General features: G+C 66.2%; 11 protein-coding genes. 2 read left to right on the plus strand and 9 right to left on the minus strand.

What is annotated here, in order from left to right; all coding sequences use genetic code 11:
* Positions 1–6: 6 nt before the first annotated feature.
* Complete coding sequence (locus FNL14_RS19155) at positions 7–2,361, plus strand: FdhF/YdeP family oxidoreductase (RefSeq protein ID WP_142063269.1); 2,355 nt, start codon at positions 7–9, stop codon at positions 2,359–2,361.
* 142 nt (positions 2,362–2,503) lie between these two features.
* Here the strand turns inward: FNL14_RS19155 and FNL14_RS19160 are convergent, their stop codons facing one another.
* The 6 genes from FNL14_RS19160 to FNL14_RS19185 form a co-directional block, all read right to left on the minus strand.
* Entirely contained in the window at positions 2,504–2,722 is a 219-nt protein-coding gene (locus FNL14_RS19160; protein WP_142063272.1) for a hypothetical protein, read from the minus strand.
* A gap of 185 nt (positions 2,723–2,907) precedes the next feature.
* Entirely contained in the window at positions 2,908–5,415 is a 2,508-nt protein-coding gene (locus tag FNL14_RS19165; protein WP_142063276.1) for an FAD-dependent oxidoreductase, read from the minus strand.
* Positions 5,416–5,454: 39 nt separating this feature from the next.
* Positions 5,455–6,384, minus strand: coding sequence for a formyltetrahydrofolate deformylase (gene purU / locus FNL14_RS19170; RefSeq protein WP_142063279.1), 930 nt, complete (start codon positions 6,382–6,384; stop codon positions 5,455–5,457).
* A gap of 9 nt (positions 6,385–6,393) precedes the next feature.
* Positions 6,394–8,310: a BCCT family transporter gene (locus FNL14_RS19175; RefSeq protein ID WP_091419253.1), complete on the minus strand. Its 1,917-nt coding sequence runs from the start codon at positions 8,308–8,310 to the stop codon at positions 6,394–6,396.
* Positions 8,311–8,566: 256 nt separating this feature from the next.
* Positions 8,567–9,982 (minus strand): ferredoxin reductase, encoded by a 1,416-nt coding sequence (locus tag FNL14_RS19180; RefSeq protein WP_142063282.1) that lies wholly within the window; start codon positions 9,980–9,982, stop codon positions 8,567–8,569.
* A complete protein-coding gene (locus tag FNL14_RS19185; protein WP_142063285.1) occupies positions 9,979–11,283 on the minus strand; it encodes an SRPBCC family protein in 1,305 nt (434 codons plus the stop codon). The genes FNL14_RS19180 and FNL14_RS19185 overlap by 4 nt, the downstream gene beginning before the upstream one ends.
* A 159-nt stretch (positions 11,284–11,442) precedes the next feature.
* Between FNL14_RS19185 and FNL14_RS19190 the strand changes: the two genes are divergently transcribed.
* On the plus strand, positions 11,443–12,375 hold the full coding sequence (locus FNL14_RS19190; RefSeq protein ID WP_142063288.1) for a LysR family transcriptional regulator: 933 nt from the start codon (positions 11,443–11,445) through the stop codon (positions 12,373–12,375).
* Positions 12,376–12,407: 32 nt separating this feature from the next.
* Here FNL14_RS19190 and FNL14_RS19195 read toward each other — a convergent pair whose 3' ends face one another.
* Genes FNL14_RS19195 through FNL14_RS19205 form a run of 3 tightly spaced genes read right to left on the minus strand, consistent with a single transcriptional unit; the run spans position 12,408 to position 17,296 of the window.
* Positions 12,408–14,186 (minus strand): biotin carboxylase N-terminal domain-containing protein, encoded by a 1,779-nt coding sequence (locus FNL14_RS19195; RefSeq protein WP_142063291.1) that lies wholly within the window; start codon positions 14,184–14,186, stop codon positions 12,408–12,410.
* Between the two features lie 7 nt (positions 14,187–14,193).
* Positions 14,194–15,924 carry a carboxyltransferase domain-containing protein gene (locus FNL14_RS19200; protein WP_142063294.1) on the minus strand — a complete coding sequence of 577 codons (1,731 nt, stop codon included), beginning with the start codon at positions 15,922–15,924 and terminating at the stop codon, positions 14,194–14,196.
* Between the two features lie 19 nt (positions 15,925–15,943).
* Positions 15,944–17,296, minus strand: coding sequence for an MFS transporter (locus FNL14_RS19205; RefSeq protein ID WP_142063297.1), 1,353 nt, complete (start codon positions 17,294–17,296; stop codon positions 15,944–15,946).
* Positions 17,297–17,336 lie beyond the last annotated feature (40 nt).

The following is a 17,336-nucleotide window of genomic DNA, read 5'->3' on the forward strand; positions in this document are numbered from 1 at the left end:
GGAACGATGAAGTTCGGTAAGCAGCCCGCCCCCGTCGCGGACATCAATGAGGACGACCTCGAAGTCCACAAGCCCAAGACCGAGGCGGCCGGTGTTAAAGCCGTGATGGTGGCGCTGGAACGCGCCGTGGCGCAGGCCGGTGTGACCCGGACTGCGCAGTCGTTGCTCCGGTTGAACCAGCGCGGCGGCTTTGACTGCCCCGGATGCGCCTGGCCTGAGTCGGACAAGAAGCGCAAGGCGGCGGAGTTCTGCGAGAACGGCGCCAAAGCCGTAGCCGAGGAAAACACCCTCCGCACGGTGGGCGCCGAGTTCTGGGCCAAGCACTCCATCGCCGAACTGTCCACCAAGACCGAATACTGGCTGGGCAACCAGGGCCGGCTCAGCGAACCGGTGGTAATCCGTGCCGGTGAGACGCACTACTCGCCGATTTCCTGGGCTGACGCGTTTGAACTGATCGGCGAGCACGTCCGGGCTTCCACCCCCGACCGGTGCGTGTTCTACACCTCCGGCCGCACGGCGAACGAGACAGCCTTTATGTACCAGCTGTACGCCCGGGCACTGGGCACCAACAACCTGCCGGACTGCTCCAACATGTGCCACGAGTCCTCCGGTTCCGCGCTGAACCCCACCATCGGCATCGGCAAGGGCACCGTCTCGCTCGAGGACATCCACGACGCCGAGCTGATCTTTGTGGTGGGCCAGAACCCCGGCACCAACCACCCGCGCATGCTGTCCGCGCTGAAGGAATGCAAGGACAAGGGCGGCAAGGTGGTGGCGGTCAACCCGCTGCCCGAGGCCGGGCTGTTCAACTTCAAGGACCCGCAGACCGTCTCCGGCGTCGTCGGCGGCGGCACACCCCTCGCGGATGAATACCTGCAGATCAAGGTGGGCGGGGACCTTGCCCTGTTCCAGGCGCTGGGCCACCTGCTCCTGGAGGCTGAAGAACAAAACCCTGGGACCGTCGTCGACCATTCCTTCATCGCCGCCCAGACGGAGGGGTTCGACGCCTACCGCCATGCCCGCGGAACGCTGGACTGGGCCGAGACCGAAAAGGCCACGGGCCTGGACCGGGCCCAGATCGAGACAGTGGCCGGGATGCTCATCAAGTCCAAGGCGTCCATCTTCTGCTGGGCCCTGGGCGTGACGCAGCAGCCGCACTCGGTGGACACCATTAAGGAAATGGTCAACGTCCTGCTCCTGCAGGGCAACTTCGGCAAGCCCGGCGCCGGTGCCTGCCCGGTCCGCGGGCACTCCAACGTCCAGGGCGACCGGACCATGGGTATCTGGGAAAAACCCAAAGAATGGCTCCTCGAAGCGCTCGACACCGAGTTCGGGATCACCTCCCCCCGGCATCACGGCTACGACGCTGTCGAGGCCATGGAAGCGTTCGAACGCGACGAGGTGGACGTGTTCGTGTCGATGGGCGGCAACTTCTCGCTGGCCTGCTCGGACACCGAGACCCTCGAAGCCGGGATGCAGCGGATCGGACTGACCGTGCACATCTCCACCAAGCCGAACCGCTCGCACATCGTCCACGGCCGCACGTCCCTGATCCTGCCCACCCTGGGCCGGACGGACAAGGACGACAAGCACCCCAAAGGCGCCCAGTTCCTCTCCGTGGAAGACTCCATGTCCGTGGTCCACTCCACCCAGGGCCGGCTCACGCCGGTCTCCGAGCACCTGCTCGCCGAGCCCGTCATCGTGGCCCGCATGGCCGAGGCGACCTTCGGCCCAGACCACCCGGTGGACTGGAAAGCCATGGCCGAGGACTACGACGTGATCCGCGACCACATCGAACGCGTCCTGCCCGGCTTCGAGGACTTCAACGCCCGCGTCCGGACCAAAAACGGGTTCGTGCTGCCCAACCCGCCGCGCGACACCCGGTCCTTCAAGACCGACATCGGCCGCGGCCGGTTCACCGTCAGCCCGCTGGAATACCTCACCCCGCCCGACGGGCACCTGGTGCTCCAGACCATCCGCAGCCACGACCAGTACAACACCACCTACTACGGCTTGGACGACCGTTACCGCGGGATCTCCGGCGGCCGGCGCGTGATCCTCATCCACCCCGAAGACCTCGTCGAGCTCGGTTTCGAGGACCGCGACCTCGTGGATGTGGTCAGCACCTTCCGCGGGCACGACCGGACAGCGGACAAGTTCCGCCTGGTGGCCTACCCCACCGCGAAGGGCTGCGCCGCCGCCTACTTCCCCGAGGCCAACGCCCTGGTCCACAAGGAAAACGTGGCCCGCGAGTCCAACACCCCCGGCTTCAAGGCGATGTTCGTCCGCTTCACGCCGCACGTAGAGGAAAACGCCGCCGAGGTCGCTGCCGCAGAGCTGGAGCCCGCCGCGGCAGGTTAGTAGTACATTTGCCCCTGGGAAGTTCTCCCTTCAGAAGTTCTCCCTTCAACAGGCAAGAACGACGACGGCGACATCCGGCAGGTGCCGGGTGTCGCCGTCGCTGTATTATCACCGCGTGGGCGGCCTCCTCATCGGTGGAGGGCTAGACGGGGTTATTGCCGTCGGGTTGCTCTTCCGGATCCTGGTCATCGCCGTAGCCGCTCGCCGAGGCAAGTCCGGCTACCTGCTGCCCTGCGTTGGTCTGCCCGGGCGTGAAACTCGTATCCGGGGTGTCTCGTGAGTCTCCCCCGGCCTCTGGCGCGACATCCTGCCGCAGGTGCTCATCTGAGGAAATGTTCTTGGAAGCCTCGTCATCTGCCATCCCAACAGCCAAGCACCAGCCCTCAGCGAGGGCAAGGTTTGGGACACCCGGCATCTCTTCGCGAGATGTCATATAACAGCAATGTTCGACGCCGGGACTGCCGTTAAGTGCCATTTCGCGGGCACGAAGAAGGGTGGTTGGGCCTGCCGGTCTCAACCAGGTCCAACCACCCTTCGCGGCGCGGGCTAGCCGCGGAGGCGCTCCATGCCCGGGTCGAAGAGGGGTTCAGGCGTGACGGTGGCGGCGATGCGCTTGCCGAAGTACTCGATCTCCACCGCGTCGCCCTCGGTCACGGAAGCCGGCAGCCAGGCGTAGGCGATCGGCTTGCGCACGGTGTAGCCGTAGGCGGCGCTCGTCACGTAGCCCGCGGCTTCCCCGGCCACGTACACCGGTTCCTTGCCCAGCACAATGGACGTGCCGTCGTCGACCGTCAGGCAGCGCAGCGTCTTGGCGGCGGGCTGTTCCCGAAGGGCAACCAGGGCTTCCGCCCCCACGAACCCGGTCTTGTCCTTGGCCACCGAGAAGCCCAGGCCGGCCTGGTACGGGTGGTGCTCGGACGTCATGTCCGTGCCCCACAGCCGGTAGCCCTTCTCGAGGCGCATGCTGTTGAAGGCGCCACGGCCGGCGGCGATGATGCCATGCTCCCGGCCCGCCTCGAACAGCAGGTCCCAGAGCTTCAGGCCGTACTCGGCGGTGGTGTAAAGCTCCCAGCCGAGTTCGCCCACGTAGGACAGCCGCATGGCCGTGACCGGGATGCCGCCTACCGAGATTTCCTTGGTCCGGAAGTACTTCAGGCCGTCGTTGGTCAGGTCGTCGGAGCTGACCTTGCCGATGACTTCGCGGGCCAGCGGCCCCCACAGCCCGATGCAGCAAGTGCTGCCGGTGATGTCCGAGACATGCACCCACTGGGCGGGATCGGCGGCGGACTGCTTCCGCGCTTCCACCCGCAGGTAATCGAAGTCCACGTTGCTGTTGACGCCCAGCTGGAAGTCTTCCTCCGCCAGCCGTGCGACGGTCACGTCACTGCGGATGCCGCCGTCGTGCTCCAGCAGCAGGCAGTAGGTGACGGCACCGGGCTTCTTGGCAATGTTGCCCGTGCTGAGCCGGTGCAGCAGCGCCTGCGCGCCCGGGCCCACCACGGACAGCCGCTTCAGCGGCGTCATGTCGAAAAGTCCGACGGCGGTACGCGTCTTCCACGCCTCGGCCGCCGAGATGGGGGACGAGTACAGGGCGGACCAATCGTCCCGCTCCGGCGTCTGCCAGTCCTCCGGCAGCTCCTCGAGCAGGCTGCGGTTGGCCTCGAACCAGTGCGGCCGCTCCCAGCCGGCGGACTCCAGGAAGAACGCCCCCAGCTCCTTCTGCCGCACGTTGAAGGGGCTGACGCGCAGGTCCCGCGGGGATTCCCTGGGCTGCAGCGGGTGCATGACGTCATAGATTTCCACGAAGTTCTGCTGGGACGTCTCGCTGACATACGCGTCGGATGTCTGCACCTTCTCGAAGCGGGTTAGCTCGCAGCCGTGCAGGTCCGTGCGGGACCGGCCTTCCACCAGCAGCTCCGCCATCGCCTTGGCCACGCCGGCCGAGTGCGTAACCCAGACGGCTTCGGCCACGAACAGGCCTTGGAGCTCGGGCGCCTCGCCCATGAGCGGGCCGCCGTCGGGGGTGAAGGAGAAGATGCCGTTGAAGCCGTCCTCGATCGCGGAGCTGCGCAGCGCCGGCAGCAGGTCCTGGCTGTCCTCCCACGCGGGCAGGAAGTCTTCCAGGGTGAACTCCAGGCGGGAGGGCATCTTGTGGTCCGACATGTCCTCTGCGGACACCTTGGGCAGGGCGGACATGTCCACCGGCATGGGACGGTGGGCGTAGCTGCCGATGCCGATGCGGTTGCCCCACTCGCGGTAGTACAGGTCCTTGTCCTGGTAGCGAAGGATCGGCTTGGTGGCACCCTTGGGAAGCTCGTTGACGCCCTCAAGTTCGGGCAGCGGGGTGCTGACCACGTACTGGTGGGCCAGCGGCAGCAGCGGTACTTCCAGGCCCACCATCTTGCCGAGTTCACGGCCCCAGAAGCCTGCACAGGAGACCACGATGTCTGCCGGGATCAAACCTTCGGACGTTTCCACACCCGTCACCTTGCCTCCCTCCTGGGCGATCCCGGTGACGGTGGTGTTGCCCTGGTACGTCACGCCGGCCCCGCTGGAGCGCTCGATCAGCAGCTGCACAGCACGGGCGGCCAGGGCCAGGCCGTCGGTGGGGATAAGCAGGCCGCCCAGTACTTCGCGGCCGCCGGTGAGCTTGCCGGTGTTCAGGAGGGGGTAGATCTTTTCGCATTCGTCAGCGTCGACGATCCGGCTTTCGACTCCCCAGGAGGTCATCACGCCCATCTTGCGGTGGAGATCGGCCAGCCGTTCGGGGGTGGTGGCCAGTTCCAGGCCGCCTACCTGGTTGAAGCAGGACTCCCCGTCCTTGCTCAGGGCGAGGAACTTGTTGACCGTGTAGGTGGCGAATTCGGTCATGGTGCGTGACTGGTTGTTCTGGAACACCAGGCCCGGCGCGTGCGACGTGGAGCCGCCGGCAAGTTCCAGCGGGCCCTGTTCCACCACCGTGATGTTGGTCCAGCCGCGGGTGGCGAGTTCGTCGGCAAGGTTGGTTCCGACAATGCCGGCGCCGATAATGACAACGCGTGGTGATGCGCTCATGGGTGTTGTTTCTCCTGTTTTGCGTGGCGGGCGTTGGCGTTAGCGGAAGACGACAGTGCGGGTTTTGTTCAGCAGGACCCGGTGCTGGCAGTGCCACTTAACTGCGCGGGACAGTGCCTGGGACTCGGCGTCCCGGCCGACCGTGACCAGTGCGTTCGGGTCCAGGCTGTGGTCCACCCGGTACACTTCCTGCTCGATGATCGGGCCCTCGTCCAGGTCTGCGGTGACGTAGTGCGCAGTGGCTCCGATGAGCTTCACACCGCGGTCGTAGGCCTGGTGGTAGGGCTTGGCACCCTTGAACCCGGGCAGGAAGGAATGGTGGATGTTGATGGCCCGGCCGCGGAGGCTGGCGCACAGGTCGTTGGACAGGACCTGCATGTAGCGGGCCAGGACCACCAGGTCCGCGTTGTACTCGGCCACCAGTTCCAGCAGGCGGGCTTCGGCTTCGGGCTTGGTAGCGGCCGTCACCGGGACGTGGATGAACGGCAGGCCGGCGGCTTCCGCCATGGGGCGAAGGTCCTCATGGTTGGACACCACAACCGCGATCTCCGCACCCAGGCTGCCGGCGCGCCAGCGGAAGATGAGGTCGTTGAGGCAGTGGCCGAACTTCGAAACCATCACGAGCAGCCGCTGCGGGCGGCCGTCGTGGATGGAGAATTCCATGTCGAACTCATCGGCGACGGCGGCGAACTCTGCGCTGAGGCCTTCCGCGGAAACTTCCTTGTCTCCCGGGGTGAAGGCCGTGCGCAGGTAGAGCTTGCCGCTGATGTGGTCATCGAATTGCTGGTGTTCAACAATGTCGAAGCCGCGGTCAGCAAGGAATGCCGTGATGGCCCGGACAATTCCGGGGCGCTCCGGGCACGCAAGGGTGAGGACGTACTGCACGGTGTCGGTGCCGCGGACGCCGGCAACGTCGCCGGCCTCCACCGTCACGTTACCGGTGGGGCGGCCTTCGAGGACTGTGGTCATGGTCTACTCCTAATTCTTTGCTTGGGCTTGGGTGTCAGCGGGGGAAGCCGGGCAGCGGCCGTCGTCCGGGCAACGCTGATCACACTGATGCTTGGTGACGAGGTCGAACTGGGCGCCGCCGTGCTGGTCCACGCCGCTGCGGATGGCGCGCTCCACTACGGAGTCCGCCAGCCGGCGCCGGAGGGAGAGGGGATCGCGGCGCAGGTCCTTGACCAGGGCGAAGCACAGCAGCAGCATGACCAGCACGAAAGGCAGGGCCGCCACGATAGTGATCCGCTGCAGGCCGGAGAGCGCTTCCGAGGGTTCATCGCCGCCGGCCAGCAGCATGACCGCTGCCACGGCGCCGGTGAGGAGCCCCCAGAAGATGACGAGGCCGCGCTTGGGATCGGCGGCGCCGTTTGAGCTCAGGGAGGCCATGATGATCGACGCCGAGTCGGCTCCGGTGATGAAGAAGATGGCCACCAGCACCATGGCCAGGACGATGACGGCCGCGGTCAGCCAGGCGGGCATGGACATGTTCTTCACCAGGTCGAACAGCGCCCCGTCGAAGTCGATGCTCGGGACCCCGTTGGTTGTGGTCACCATGCCCGGCGTTCCCGCCTTGTCCGCTTCCTGCTGGATGTGGAAGGCCGTGCCGCCAAAGATGCCGAACCAGATGACGCTGACGATGCTGGGAACCAGCAGGACGCCGGTGACGAACTGCCGGATGGTGCGGCCCCTGCTGATGCGGGCGATGAACATTCCCACGAAAGGCGTCCAGGAAACCCACCAGGCCCAGTAGAAGATGGTCCAGCCGGACATCCACTTGCGCAGGGCCTCGTCCCCCACTGCTTCGGTGCGGGAGGACATTTCCGCGAGGTCCCTGGCGTAGTCCCCCACGGCGGCAGGGATGAGGTTGAGGATGAACAAGGTAGGCCCGGCAATGAAGACGATGAGCGCCAGGACCACGGCCAGCACCATGTTGATGTTGGACAGCCATTGGATGCCCTTGCTGATGCCGGAAACAGCCGAAGCCACGAAGCAGGCCGTCAGGATGGCAACGATGGCCACCAGGACCGGCGTGCCGATTTCCCCGACCCAGCCGTTCGAGGTCAGGCCGCTGCCGATCTGGAGGGCCCCGAGGCCCAGGGATGCGGCGGTGCCGAAGAGCGTTGCGAAGATGGCAAGGATGTTGATGAACTTCCCGGCGGGGCCTTCCACTGCCCGGAGCCCGAAGAGTGAGGTAAAGGCAGCGGAAATCAGCTGCCGGCGGCCCAGGCGGTAGGTGCCATAGGCCATGGCGATTCCGACGACGGCGTACATGGCCCAGGGATGGAGGGTCCAGTGGAAGATGGAGGTGGCCATAGCTGTCTGGATCGCGGCAGGCGTGCGGCCGTCCACCGTTCCGGGCGGCGGGGAGATGTAGTGGTAAAGCGGTTCGGCCACGCCGTAGAACATCAGGCCGATGCCCATGCCGGCGGCAAACATCATGGCAATCCAGGAGACAGTCCGGAACTCGGGCTTTTCGCCGTCCTTGCCCAACGGGATGTTGCCCCATTTGCCGAGCGCAAGCCAGAGGACGAAAACAACAAACAACGAGGCCAGGACCATAAAGAGCCAGCCGGTGTATTCCATCACCCACCCGAGGGCGGCTGTTGACGTGGCGGCCAGGCTGTCCCGGCCCAGGAAGCCCCAAGCCACAAAGGCCAGGGCGAGGACACCGGTGATGCCGAAGGTGGCCTTGTCGAGGGTGAGCTTACGGTTCCGCCGTTGTGCCACTGCCTGTTCGGCCTTGGTCTGGCGGAGTTCCTGCATGATTTGTTCGGTGTCCTCCGCGTCGTGTGATTCGTGCGCGGAAGGAGAGTTCTCCGGTGCAGGAACCACGTTGGGCTCCTCCAGCTCAAGGGGGGTTTGGGCATCCATACGGATGTCGCTGTTCAAAGCCATGTCAAGTCCTTTGGTTTGAATTCATGGGCTCACGCTGTACACCGGCGTCCCCAAACCGGGCGGAAGATCGGTGTCTTCCTGGCTATTCATTGATGAAGGTCAGTTGTGCTTCCAGCGTGGCGACTGTTCCGTAAAGAACAACACGTCTCGCCATAAGCAACACAGTGGCCCGAATCACAGTCACATGTCAAGGTATTTCTCAAGTCTTAAGCCCTATTTCAGGGGTTCCGGCTGCGCCTTGACAGCCGGAACCGGGCTAGGCATCGATAACGAGGTCCGTCTGCGCCGTGGAGCAGCAGGGCAGGAACTTGCCCGCAGAGATTTCCCGCGCCCGGATTCCGCCCTGGTGGTTCATCTCGACGTCTCCTGAGAGCTTGACGACCTTGCAGGAGCCGCACATGCCTTCCTTGCAGTTCGCGCCGATCCTGACGCCGGCACGCTGCGCCGCCTCGAGGATGTGTTCGGTAGGGTCGATCCGCACATTGATGCCGGTACGCATAAAGGTCATGGTGAGGCTGCCTGTTCCCACCGTGTTGAAGGTGGAGGCGTCAGGGGGTCCGGCTTCCGGCTCGCTGCCCGGGCTGTCGACGGCGGGGTTGGAGCCGGGTGTGTCCGGGTCGCTTATTTCCAGCGGCAGCCCTGAGGCCTGCAGCGTCCCGTCCGCGTCATAGCCGGGCTCATAGAGCCCGAACGCGGCGGGCTGGCTTTCGTAGTAGTCCTCGGCAGATTCGGCGATCTCGTCGGCGATCTCCTCCGCGACGTCGGCTGCAAGGGACACTTCCTGCTGGTATTCAAGGAGCGTCTGGCGGTCTCCGGAGAAGAATTCCATGTAGATGGACGTGTCGTCGACGCCGACCTTATTGAGGAGCCCGGTGGCGGTGTTCAGGTAACCCTCGGGCCCGCATGCGTACACCTGGCGGCCATTGGCATCGGGGGCCACCTCCTCGAGCATGGCCGCCGTGAGTCTTCCCCTGAGCCCTTCCCACCCCTCCGGTACGCTGCGGTCGCCCAGCGAGTAGTGGACCTTGAAGCGGGAGTCCACGGAGGCGATGTAGGCCAGTTCCCGGTGGAAGGCAAAGCCTCCGGCATCCGAGCCGTGGTAGAGGACCACAACATCGGCGTGTCCCGGCAGGGAGTGGATGGTCCGCACCATGGACATGATGGGTGTGATCCCCGCGCCGGCAGCAAGCAGGAGATACCGCGCCCGCCGGTCGGCGTCGGGCAGGTGGAATGCTCCCACCGGTCCCAGCATCTCAAGAACCGTGCCGGGTTTGATGTTCTCGTGCACCCAGGGCGAGACCAATCCCGTGGGGTCGCACTTGACGGTAATGCTGAAGGTCCAGGGCTCGGTGGGCGAACTGGACAGCGAGTAGCTGCGGTCCACGGGTTCCTGGTCCTCGCCATTGACGGGAAATGCGACGTTCACGTACTGGCCGGCACGGAACGCCAGGGGCGCACCGTCGCAGCGGCGGAACACGAAGGTCATCATGGCGCCGGCCTCGGGAACGGTCTCCACGCATTCGGCCATGAACTCCTGCGGATGCCACGGGCCCAGCGCACGGGCTGCCCGGGCTGGCGTCTCCGGGCTTCCCATCACCCTGTTCCACGGCATCTCAAGACCGCGGATACGCTGTGGCTCCTGGGTTGCCGTTTCAGTGAGGAGTTCAATCATGCCAAGTGCTCCTGCACGCGCTGCACGTACCAGTTGATGAACGCCTCGACCTGGTATTCGCTCTTCATGTAGGGGCCGGGCTCGTAGGCGGGACTGCCGGCACCCTGCTGGCACAGCTCCACGAACGCCTTGTCCTGCAGGTTCGTTTGTTTCCAGGTGTAGGTGAGCTTCTCCAGGTCGTAGTCGACGCCTTCCACGGCGTCGTCAGCCACCAGCCAGGTGGTGCGTACGAGGCTCTGGTGTTCGTTGATCGGGAAAACACCGAACGTGATGACGTGGTCGCCGAGGAAATGGAACCAGCTGTTGGGCTGCAGGTGCATAGAGCAGCGGCCAAGGCGGAAGTCGGGCAGGTCACCCAGCAGCTTCTTGGAAAGCCTCCGGCCGTCCGCTGAGAACGATTCGCCCTCTCCATCGAGTGATTCCCGTGAGATACGGATTCCCGCGATGCGCGTATCAAGCTCCTCGACCACCTCGTAGGGAAGGCCGTAGCGGCGGCAGCGCTCCTCGAGGGAGGACTGGGCATCCTTGTTCCGGTTCCACACTTCCTCAAGGTGGGGCGGGATCAGGCCCTCGGTCAGGCCCCAGGTGGGGAAGAGGGAGCAGGCCAGCTCAGGGTGGCCGTCGCAGTGGTAGCACTCACGGTTGTTCTCCATGACGAGCTTCCAGTTGCCCTCTTCGATGATGTTCTGCTGGTAGGCGATTTTTGTCTTGGAGAGATCGTGCGGCGCCAGGTAGGGCTCAAAGATCTTTGCGGTTTCGTCGAAGTCCGTCGGCGGTTCATCAGCGATGCAGACGAAGATGAGCCCGGCGACCTCGCGGCCGTGGGCGCGCTTGAGGCCGAAGCAGCTCTTGTCGAACTTCGTTTCCCCCGGTGCGGAGGCATGGATCAGATTGCCCTCCGGGGAGTAGGTCCAGGAGTGGTAGCCGCAGACCAGGTTTCCGGTTGACCCGGCAGCTTCGGTGAGAACGCGGGCGCCGCGGTGGCGGCATACGTTGTGCAGGACGTTAACGGCGCCGTCGTCGTTGCGCAGCACAATCAGGGAGTAGGGACCGTAGTCGACGGTGACGTAGTCGCCCGGCTCCGGCAATTCGGCGGTGCTGGCGGCAAAGATCCAGTGCTGGCCGAAAATGGCCTCCATGTCGATGTTGAAGATCGAGCGATCGGTGTAGAAGGGGGCATCGAGGGAGTAGCCGGTGCGCCGGAACTCAAACAGCGCGGCAATTTCCGCCAGCTGCTCGGCAGGCAAGGACGCAGCGAGTTTTCCGCGTGAATTGAGGGGGACGTTCACTGAAGCAGTCATGGGTTTCCTCCCGGGAGGCATGGAGTAGTGGGTGTTGCGTTGGCCATGCGTGCGCGGGGTGCTACCGGCATGGTCGAAGTAGTTGTAATGATGAGATTAGGGTCACAGCAGCTGCAACAAAAGCGCAAGATTTTGAAGATAACCCTGCACAATGGATGCATGATCGATCCACGGCTCATAACACTTCGGGTGTTTGCCCGGTGCGGCACTGTTGGCGCGACCGCGGAGCTGACCGGCTACTCTCCCTCGGCGGTCTCCGCGCAATTGCGGGAGCTCCAGCGTGTGCTGGGAATGCAGCTGCTGACGAAGGATGGCCGGGGTGTGCGGCTCACGGCCACTGGCCGCTTTCTCGTGGAGGGCTCAGACACCCTCATCGCGGAATGGGAGAGCCTGCGCGCCGCGGCCATGGAGGCCGGCGACCAGGTCCAGTCCCGTTTCGGGCTTGGCGGATTCTCCACCGCGGCCGCCCAGTTGCTCGCGCCGCTGGCCGCCACCCTGCGCTCGACACGCCCCCTTCTGGAGGTACAGGTTCTTGAGGCTGATCCGGCCCGCTGCTTCGACCTGTTGGTTGCCGAACGAATCGACCTTGCAGTCATTGTCGCCATGCAGTCCGACACTTACGGTGAGGACGATCCGCGCTTCGAGCAGAGAGTTCTGCTCGACGATCCACTGGACGTCATCATTCCCGGTGACCATCCGCTGGCATCACGGGAAACAGCAACGCTTGAAGAACTCGCATCGGAACCCTGGATCACGGAGTCCGCCGGTTCCACCTACCATTCCCTCTTCACCGCGGCGTTCACGGCAGTCGGGGTGACACCGCGGATTGCCCATGAAGCCGTTGAGTGGGAAACCCACATCGCGTTCGTGGGTGCGGGGCTGGGCGTCGGCCTGCTGCCCCGGCTGGCGCCTTTGCATGGTGCCGAAAATGTGGTTCGGCTACGCATCACCGGTAAGACGAAACCCACGCGCCGCATTATCGCCGCGGTGCGCAGGGGCAGCATCGCCTCACCCCTGATCCAGGAGTCGCTCGGCATCCTGCAGGTCAACGCCAATCGGATCCTCACCAGCCGGCTCGACGAGGATCTCTGAGCGCTGCCGGCGTGGTGCCGCCGGTACCGCATTTAAACCCCGATGGTCGCCAATACAGCGCCGGCATTCACCACGCCGCCGGCTTCCGTCCGGATATCGGTGACGGTCCCGTCCCGGTGGGCGGATACCTGGGTTTCCATCTTCATAGCCTCAAGAACGACGACGGGGTCCCCCGCCGTGACATGGGCGCCCGGCTGCACGAGCCATTTCACCACGGTCCCGGCCATGTCCGCCCGCAGGTCGCCGGGGTCAACAGCGCCGGGATCAACAGTGCGGGCGGCAGCGCCGCCGTCGTGCCCACCTTCCACAGAAGCGCCTTGCGGAAGGCTTCCGCCTGAACGTGCCCAGCCGTCCAGCAGGTCCGCGGGAAGGCCGACGGCGAGGCGCCGGCCGTCCACGTCAACGGTGATGGTGCGCCGCGCACCGTCCGGAGCGGAGGTTCCGAACTCGGCATCCGCCGCGATAGCATCCGCGAAGTCCGTCTCGATCCACCGGGTGTGGACGGCGAGCGCCGTCTCTGACGTGAAGTCGGGGGCGTGGACCACGGCGCGGTGGAACGGCAGGACAGTGGCCACGCCGGTAATCTCCATTTCGGCCAGGGCGCGGCGGGCCCGGCGGAGCGCCTGCTGCCGGTCGGCGCCGGTGACGATCAGCTTGGCCAGCAGGGAATCGAACTGCGGCGCCACGATGGAACCGGCGCGCACCCCCGAGTCAAGGCGCACTCCCGGACCGGTGGGGCCGCTGAAGGTGGCGATGGTTCCGGGCGAGGGCAGGAACCCCCGGCCCACGTCCTCGGCATTGAGCCGGAATTCAAAAGAGTGCCCGCGCGGCGTGGGATCGGAGGCGAACCGCAGGGGTTCGCCGGCGGCAATCCGGAGCTGTTCCTGGACCAGGTCCACGCCGGTGGTCTCCTCCGTGATGGGGTGCTCCACCTGGAGGCGTGTGTTCACCTCGAGGAACGCGACGGTCCCGTCCGCGGCCACCAGGAACTCCACTGTTCCGGCACCGGAGTAGGCGGCTTCCCGGCACACGGCCTTGGCGGCGTCGTAAATCTGCCTGGTCTGCTCCCCGGTGAGGAACGGCGCCGGTGCCTCTTCCACCAGCTTCTGGTGCCGGCGCTGCAGGGAGCAATCACGCGTTCCCACCACCACCACGTTGCCGTGCAGGTCCGCCAGGACCTGCGCCTCCACGTGCCGGGGCCGGTCCAGGTACCGTTCCACAAAGCATTCGCCGCGGCCGAAAGCCACTACCGCTTCGCGCACTGCGGAGTCGAAGGCTTCCTCGATCTGGTCCATTTCACGGACCACTTTCAGCCCGCGCCCGCCGCCGCCGAAGGCCGCCTTGATGGCCACCGGAAGGCCGTGTTCTTCGGCGAAGGCACGCGCTTCGGCAGCCGTTGCCACCGGCCCGTCGCTGCCCGCCACCAGTGGAGCGCCTGCCCGGACGGCGATTTCCCGGGCCGTGATCTTGTTGCCCAGCAGCCGGATGGCTTCCGGTGACGGCCCGATCCACGTCAGGCCCGCATCCAGGACAGCCTGGGCAAAGTCGGCGTTCTCGGAGAGGAACCCGTATCCCGGGTGCACTGCGTCTGCGCCGGACTCCGCGGCGACGCGCAGCAGCCGGGGAATGTCCAGGTAGGTTTCGGACGGCGCGTTGCCACCCAGGCTGTAGGCCTCGGAAGCCGCGCCCACATGCAGGGCGTCGGCGTCCACGTCCGCGTACACCGCCACGGACTCCAGGCCGGCGTCCTCACAGGCACGGGCAATGCGGACGGCGATCTCTCCGCGGTTGGCAATCAGGACCTTGCGCATATGCTGCTCACTTTGTCTGGGTAGCGTCGGGGGAAGGGTGGGTGTTGGCGGGCAGTGGATATCCGGGAGCCCAGCGGAACCTGAGGCGTCCGCCGACGGGGACCTGCGCGGCGACGTCCAGCTGGTGGTCCACCACCACGGCCACCACGGGGTAGCCGCCGGTGATGGGATGGTCAGCCAGGAACAGCACAGGCTGCCCCTCGGGCGGAACCTGGAGGGCCCCGGCCACGGTCCCCTCGCTCGCCAGTTCCCCCTTCCGGCTCCGTTCCAGGGGTTTGCCGTCCAGGCGCATCCCCACCCGGTTTGAGCGGGGAGTCACCGTCCAGTCCTGGCTGCAGAGCGAGTCCAGCGCGGCAGCGTCGAACCAGTCATCCCGCGGTCCCGGCACAATGTCCAGGACCGTCACTCCGGTGTCCGGATAGTCCGGCTGCACCTCGGGATTGCCCACCACGTTTGAGGAGGTCGCCTTCCCCGCCTTGAGGAGCCCGTCCGCCGCCAGGGGCGCGGGGCCGATGCCGGACATGGTGTCGGTGGAACGGCTGTCCAGGACGGGTTGGATGTCCACGCCGCCGCGGATGGCAAGGTAGGTACGGAATCCGCGCTCCGGCGCCCCGAGGGTCAGGACCTCGCCATCAAGCAGGGCAAATGCCGTTGCCATTGGTACCTGGCGCACTTCCCTGGAGCGGCCGCCGTCGTCCCCCGCCACGCTGTCATTCGCGGCGCTGTCCCCGGCAGTGTTGGTGCCGGCCGTGCCGGCGCCGGGAACGTCCGACGGCGGCGCAATAGTCAGTGCCACCGGCGCGCCGGTGACAGCGAGCACCTGGTCCCCCACCGCCTGCACGCGCAGCCCGCCGGCCACGGTTTCCACGACGGCGGCCGATGGCTGGTTGCCCACGATCCGGTTGGCGCGGCGCAGGGAGGAACGGTCAAGAGCCCCCGCGGCCGACACTCCCAGCCCGCCGTGGCCGTGGCGGCCCAGGTCCTGGATCAGGCTCTGGAGCCCGGGCGACAGGATCCGCAGGCCGGAAGCGGCACCGGCTTCTCCAACGCTTCCAGCAGAGGCGGGCTCCGGAATTTCCACCAGCTCCCGCACGGCCCGGAACTGCACCCGATCCCCAGGCGCGGCCAAAGCCGGCTGTTCCCGCCCGAGGTCCCACATCCGGGCGGCGGTGCGGCCGATCAGCTGCCAGCCGCCGGGTGACTGCCGCGGATACACGGCCGAGTAGTTGCCGGCGAGTGCCACCGATCCCGCCGGGACCACGGTGCGTGGTGAACTCCGGCGCGGGACTTCCAAGGACTGGTTCTCCCCCACCATGTACCCAAAGCCCGGCGCGAAGCCGCCGAAGGCCACGGTCCAGACCTGACCCGTATGGGCGGCCACGACTCCTTCAATCCCGAGCCCCGTCAGCCGTCCCACTTCGGCGAGGTCCTCGCCGTCGTACACGGTCTCGATCTGCACCAGCTTGCCTTCCGACTGCGCCTGGGCCGTCAAATCCAGCTCCAGCAGCCGGGCCGCGATGCGCCGGGCGGACTGGGGCGAATCGGCCTTGACCAGCACGGTTTCTGCGGCTGCCAGGACATCCACCTGGCCTGGCAACGGGCGCTCCAGGAGCACGGCCTGCAGCGCCAGCACGTCATGGAGCCCTGCCAGTTCGGCCAGCACCGCAGTGGTGCCCACGGGCCGGACAGCGACTACCCGGGCGGTGGGGCCGGCGGTGGTGTTCGTGACTGTTTCCATTGGACGACGGCCGCGCCGCTCAGGCGCGGCTCTCCCCTGCCTGGCCGGTGTGGAGCAGGTGGAGGTCCGCCTCCGGCTGCGGGTCGCGGCCCAGGCGCATGCCCACGATCGTGACGATGGCCGTGAGGAGCATGTAACCGGCGATCAGGTACCAGCCGCCGGACGCTGCGCCGTAGAGCGCGGTGAAGATCAGCGGAGCCACGGCGCCGCCCACCACACCGGCCAGGGTGTAGGCCAGGGAACTGCCGGCGTAGCGGAGACGGGCCGGGAACTGCTCGGTGATGAAGGCAGCCTGCGGGCCGTACATAAAGGCGTGCAAGGCCAGGCCGATCACCACGCCGATGGTCAGCATCACCACTGACTTGCCGGAGATCATGAGGAAGAACAGTGGAATGTAGGCGGCGGTGGCGGCGGCGGTGATGCCGTACACCCAGCGCCGGTTCACGCGGTCGGTGAGGGCGCCGGCGGCCGGGATCAGGAAGAGCTGGAAGGCGGAGCCGATGAGGATAGCCGCCAGCACGTTGCCCGTGGTCATGCCCAGTTCCTTGGTGGCGTAGACGGCGACAAACACGGTGAAGAGGGCGTAGAGGACGTCGGGGCAGACCCGCGAGAGGGCGGCGGACACCAGTGCGCGCGGCTCGGTGGTGAAGACTTCCTTGATGGGCGCCTTGGGGCGGTCGCCTTTGGCCTGGATGGCCTTGAAGACCGGGGTCTCCTCAAGCTTGAGGCGGATGATCAGGCCGAAGACCACCAGCAGGGCTGAGGCGAGGAATGCCACACGCCAGCCCCAGGACAGGAAGGCTTCGGTGCTGAGCGAGGCGGCCAGGATGGCCAGGACGCCGTTGGCCATCAGGTTGCCGGCGGGCGGGCCGATCTGTGCCGCGGAGGACCAGAAGCCGCGCTTGTTGGGGTCACCGAACTCGCTGGACAGCAGCACCGCGCCGCCCCATTCGCCGCCGACGCCGATGCCTTGGGCCAGGCGCAGGAGCACCAGGATGGTGGGGGCCGCGGCGCCGATGACCGAGTAGTCGGGCAGCGCACCGATGAGGACGGTGGCGACGCCGATCAGTACCAGCGTGAACACCAGGACGTACTTGCGGCCGATTTTGTCGCCCAGGCGGCCGAAGATGACACCGCCGATGGGGCGTGCCAGGTAGCCCACCGCGAAGGCGGAGAAGGAGAGGAGCAGCCCCACGAACTCGTCATTTGAGGGAAAGAAGATCTTGGGGAACACCAGCGCCGAGGCGACGGAGTAGATGGCGAAGTCGTAGTACTCCAGCGATGTGCCGGTGAGGCTGGCGATGTAGGCCTTCAGCGCGCCGGCCGGCGGCTTCCTTGCCGCGGTCCTGGCTGCCTTGTTGGTGCCGGTCATGTTTCCTCCGGGGGGGATGAGGGGTGGTTCGGGATGGGGA

The sequence above is a fragment of the Pseudarthrobacter sp. B4EP4b genome (assembly GCF_006680095.1).
In the GTDB taxonomy this organism is placed as follows: domain Bacteria; phylum Actinomycetota; class Actinomycetes; order Actinomycetales; family Micrococcaceae; genus Arthrobacter.

What these genes read in the sequence shown, in the direction of transcription:
- FNL14_RS19155 (WP_142063269.1), top strand. Translation starts at nt 7, where the DNA reads ATGAAGTTCGGTAAGCAGCCCGCCCCCGTCGCGGACATCAATGAGGAC.
- FNL14_RS19160 (WP_142063272.1), bottom strand. Translation starts at nt 2,722, where the DNA reads ATGGCAGATGACGAGGCTTCCAAGAACATTTCCTCAGATGAGCACCTG.
- FNL14_RS19165 (WP_142063276.1), bottom strand. Translation starts at nt 5,415, where the DNA reads ATGAGCGCATCACCACGCGTTGTCATTATCGGCGCCGGCATTGTCGGA.
- purU (WP_142063279.1), bottom strand. Translation starts at nt 6,384, where the DNA reads ATGACCACAGTCCTCGAAGGCCGCCCCACCGGTAACGTGACGGTGGAG.
- FNL14_RS19175 (WP_091419253.1), bottom strand. Translation starts at nt 8,310, where the DNA reads ATGGCTTTGAACAGCGACATCCGTATGGATGCCCAAACCCCCCTTGAG.
- FNL14_RS19180 (WP_142063282.1), bottom strand. Translation starts at nt 9,982, where the DNA reads ATGATTGAACTCCTCACTGAAACGGCAACCCAGGAGCCACAGCGTATC.
- FNL14_RS19185 (WP_142063285.1), bottom strand. Translation starts at nt 11,283, where the DNA reads ATGACTGCTTCAGTGAACGTCCCCCTCAATTCACGCGGAAAACTCGCT.
- FNL14_RS19190 (WP_142063288.1), top strand. Translation starts at nt 11,443, where the DNA reads ATGATCGATCCACGGCTCATAACACTTCGGGTGTTTGCCCGGTGCGGC.
- FNL14_RS19195 (WP_142063291.1), bottom strand. Translation starts at nt 14,186, where the DNA reads ATGCGCAAGGTCCTGATTGCCAACCGCGGAGAGATCGCCGTCCGCATT.
- FNL14_RS19200 (WP_142063294.1), bottom strand. Translation starts at nt 15,924, where the DNA reads ATGGAAACAGTCACGAACACCACCGCCGGCCCCACCGCCCGGGTAGTC.
- FNL14_RS19205 (WP_142063297.1), bottom strand. Translation starts at nt 17,296, where the DNA reads ATGACCGGCACCAACAAGGCAGCCAGGACCGCGGCAAGGAAGCCGCCG.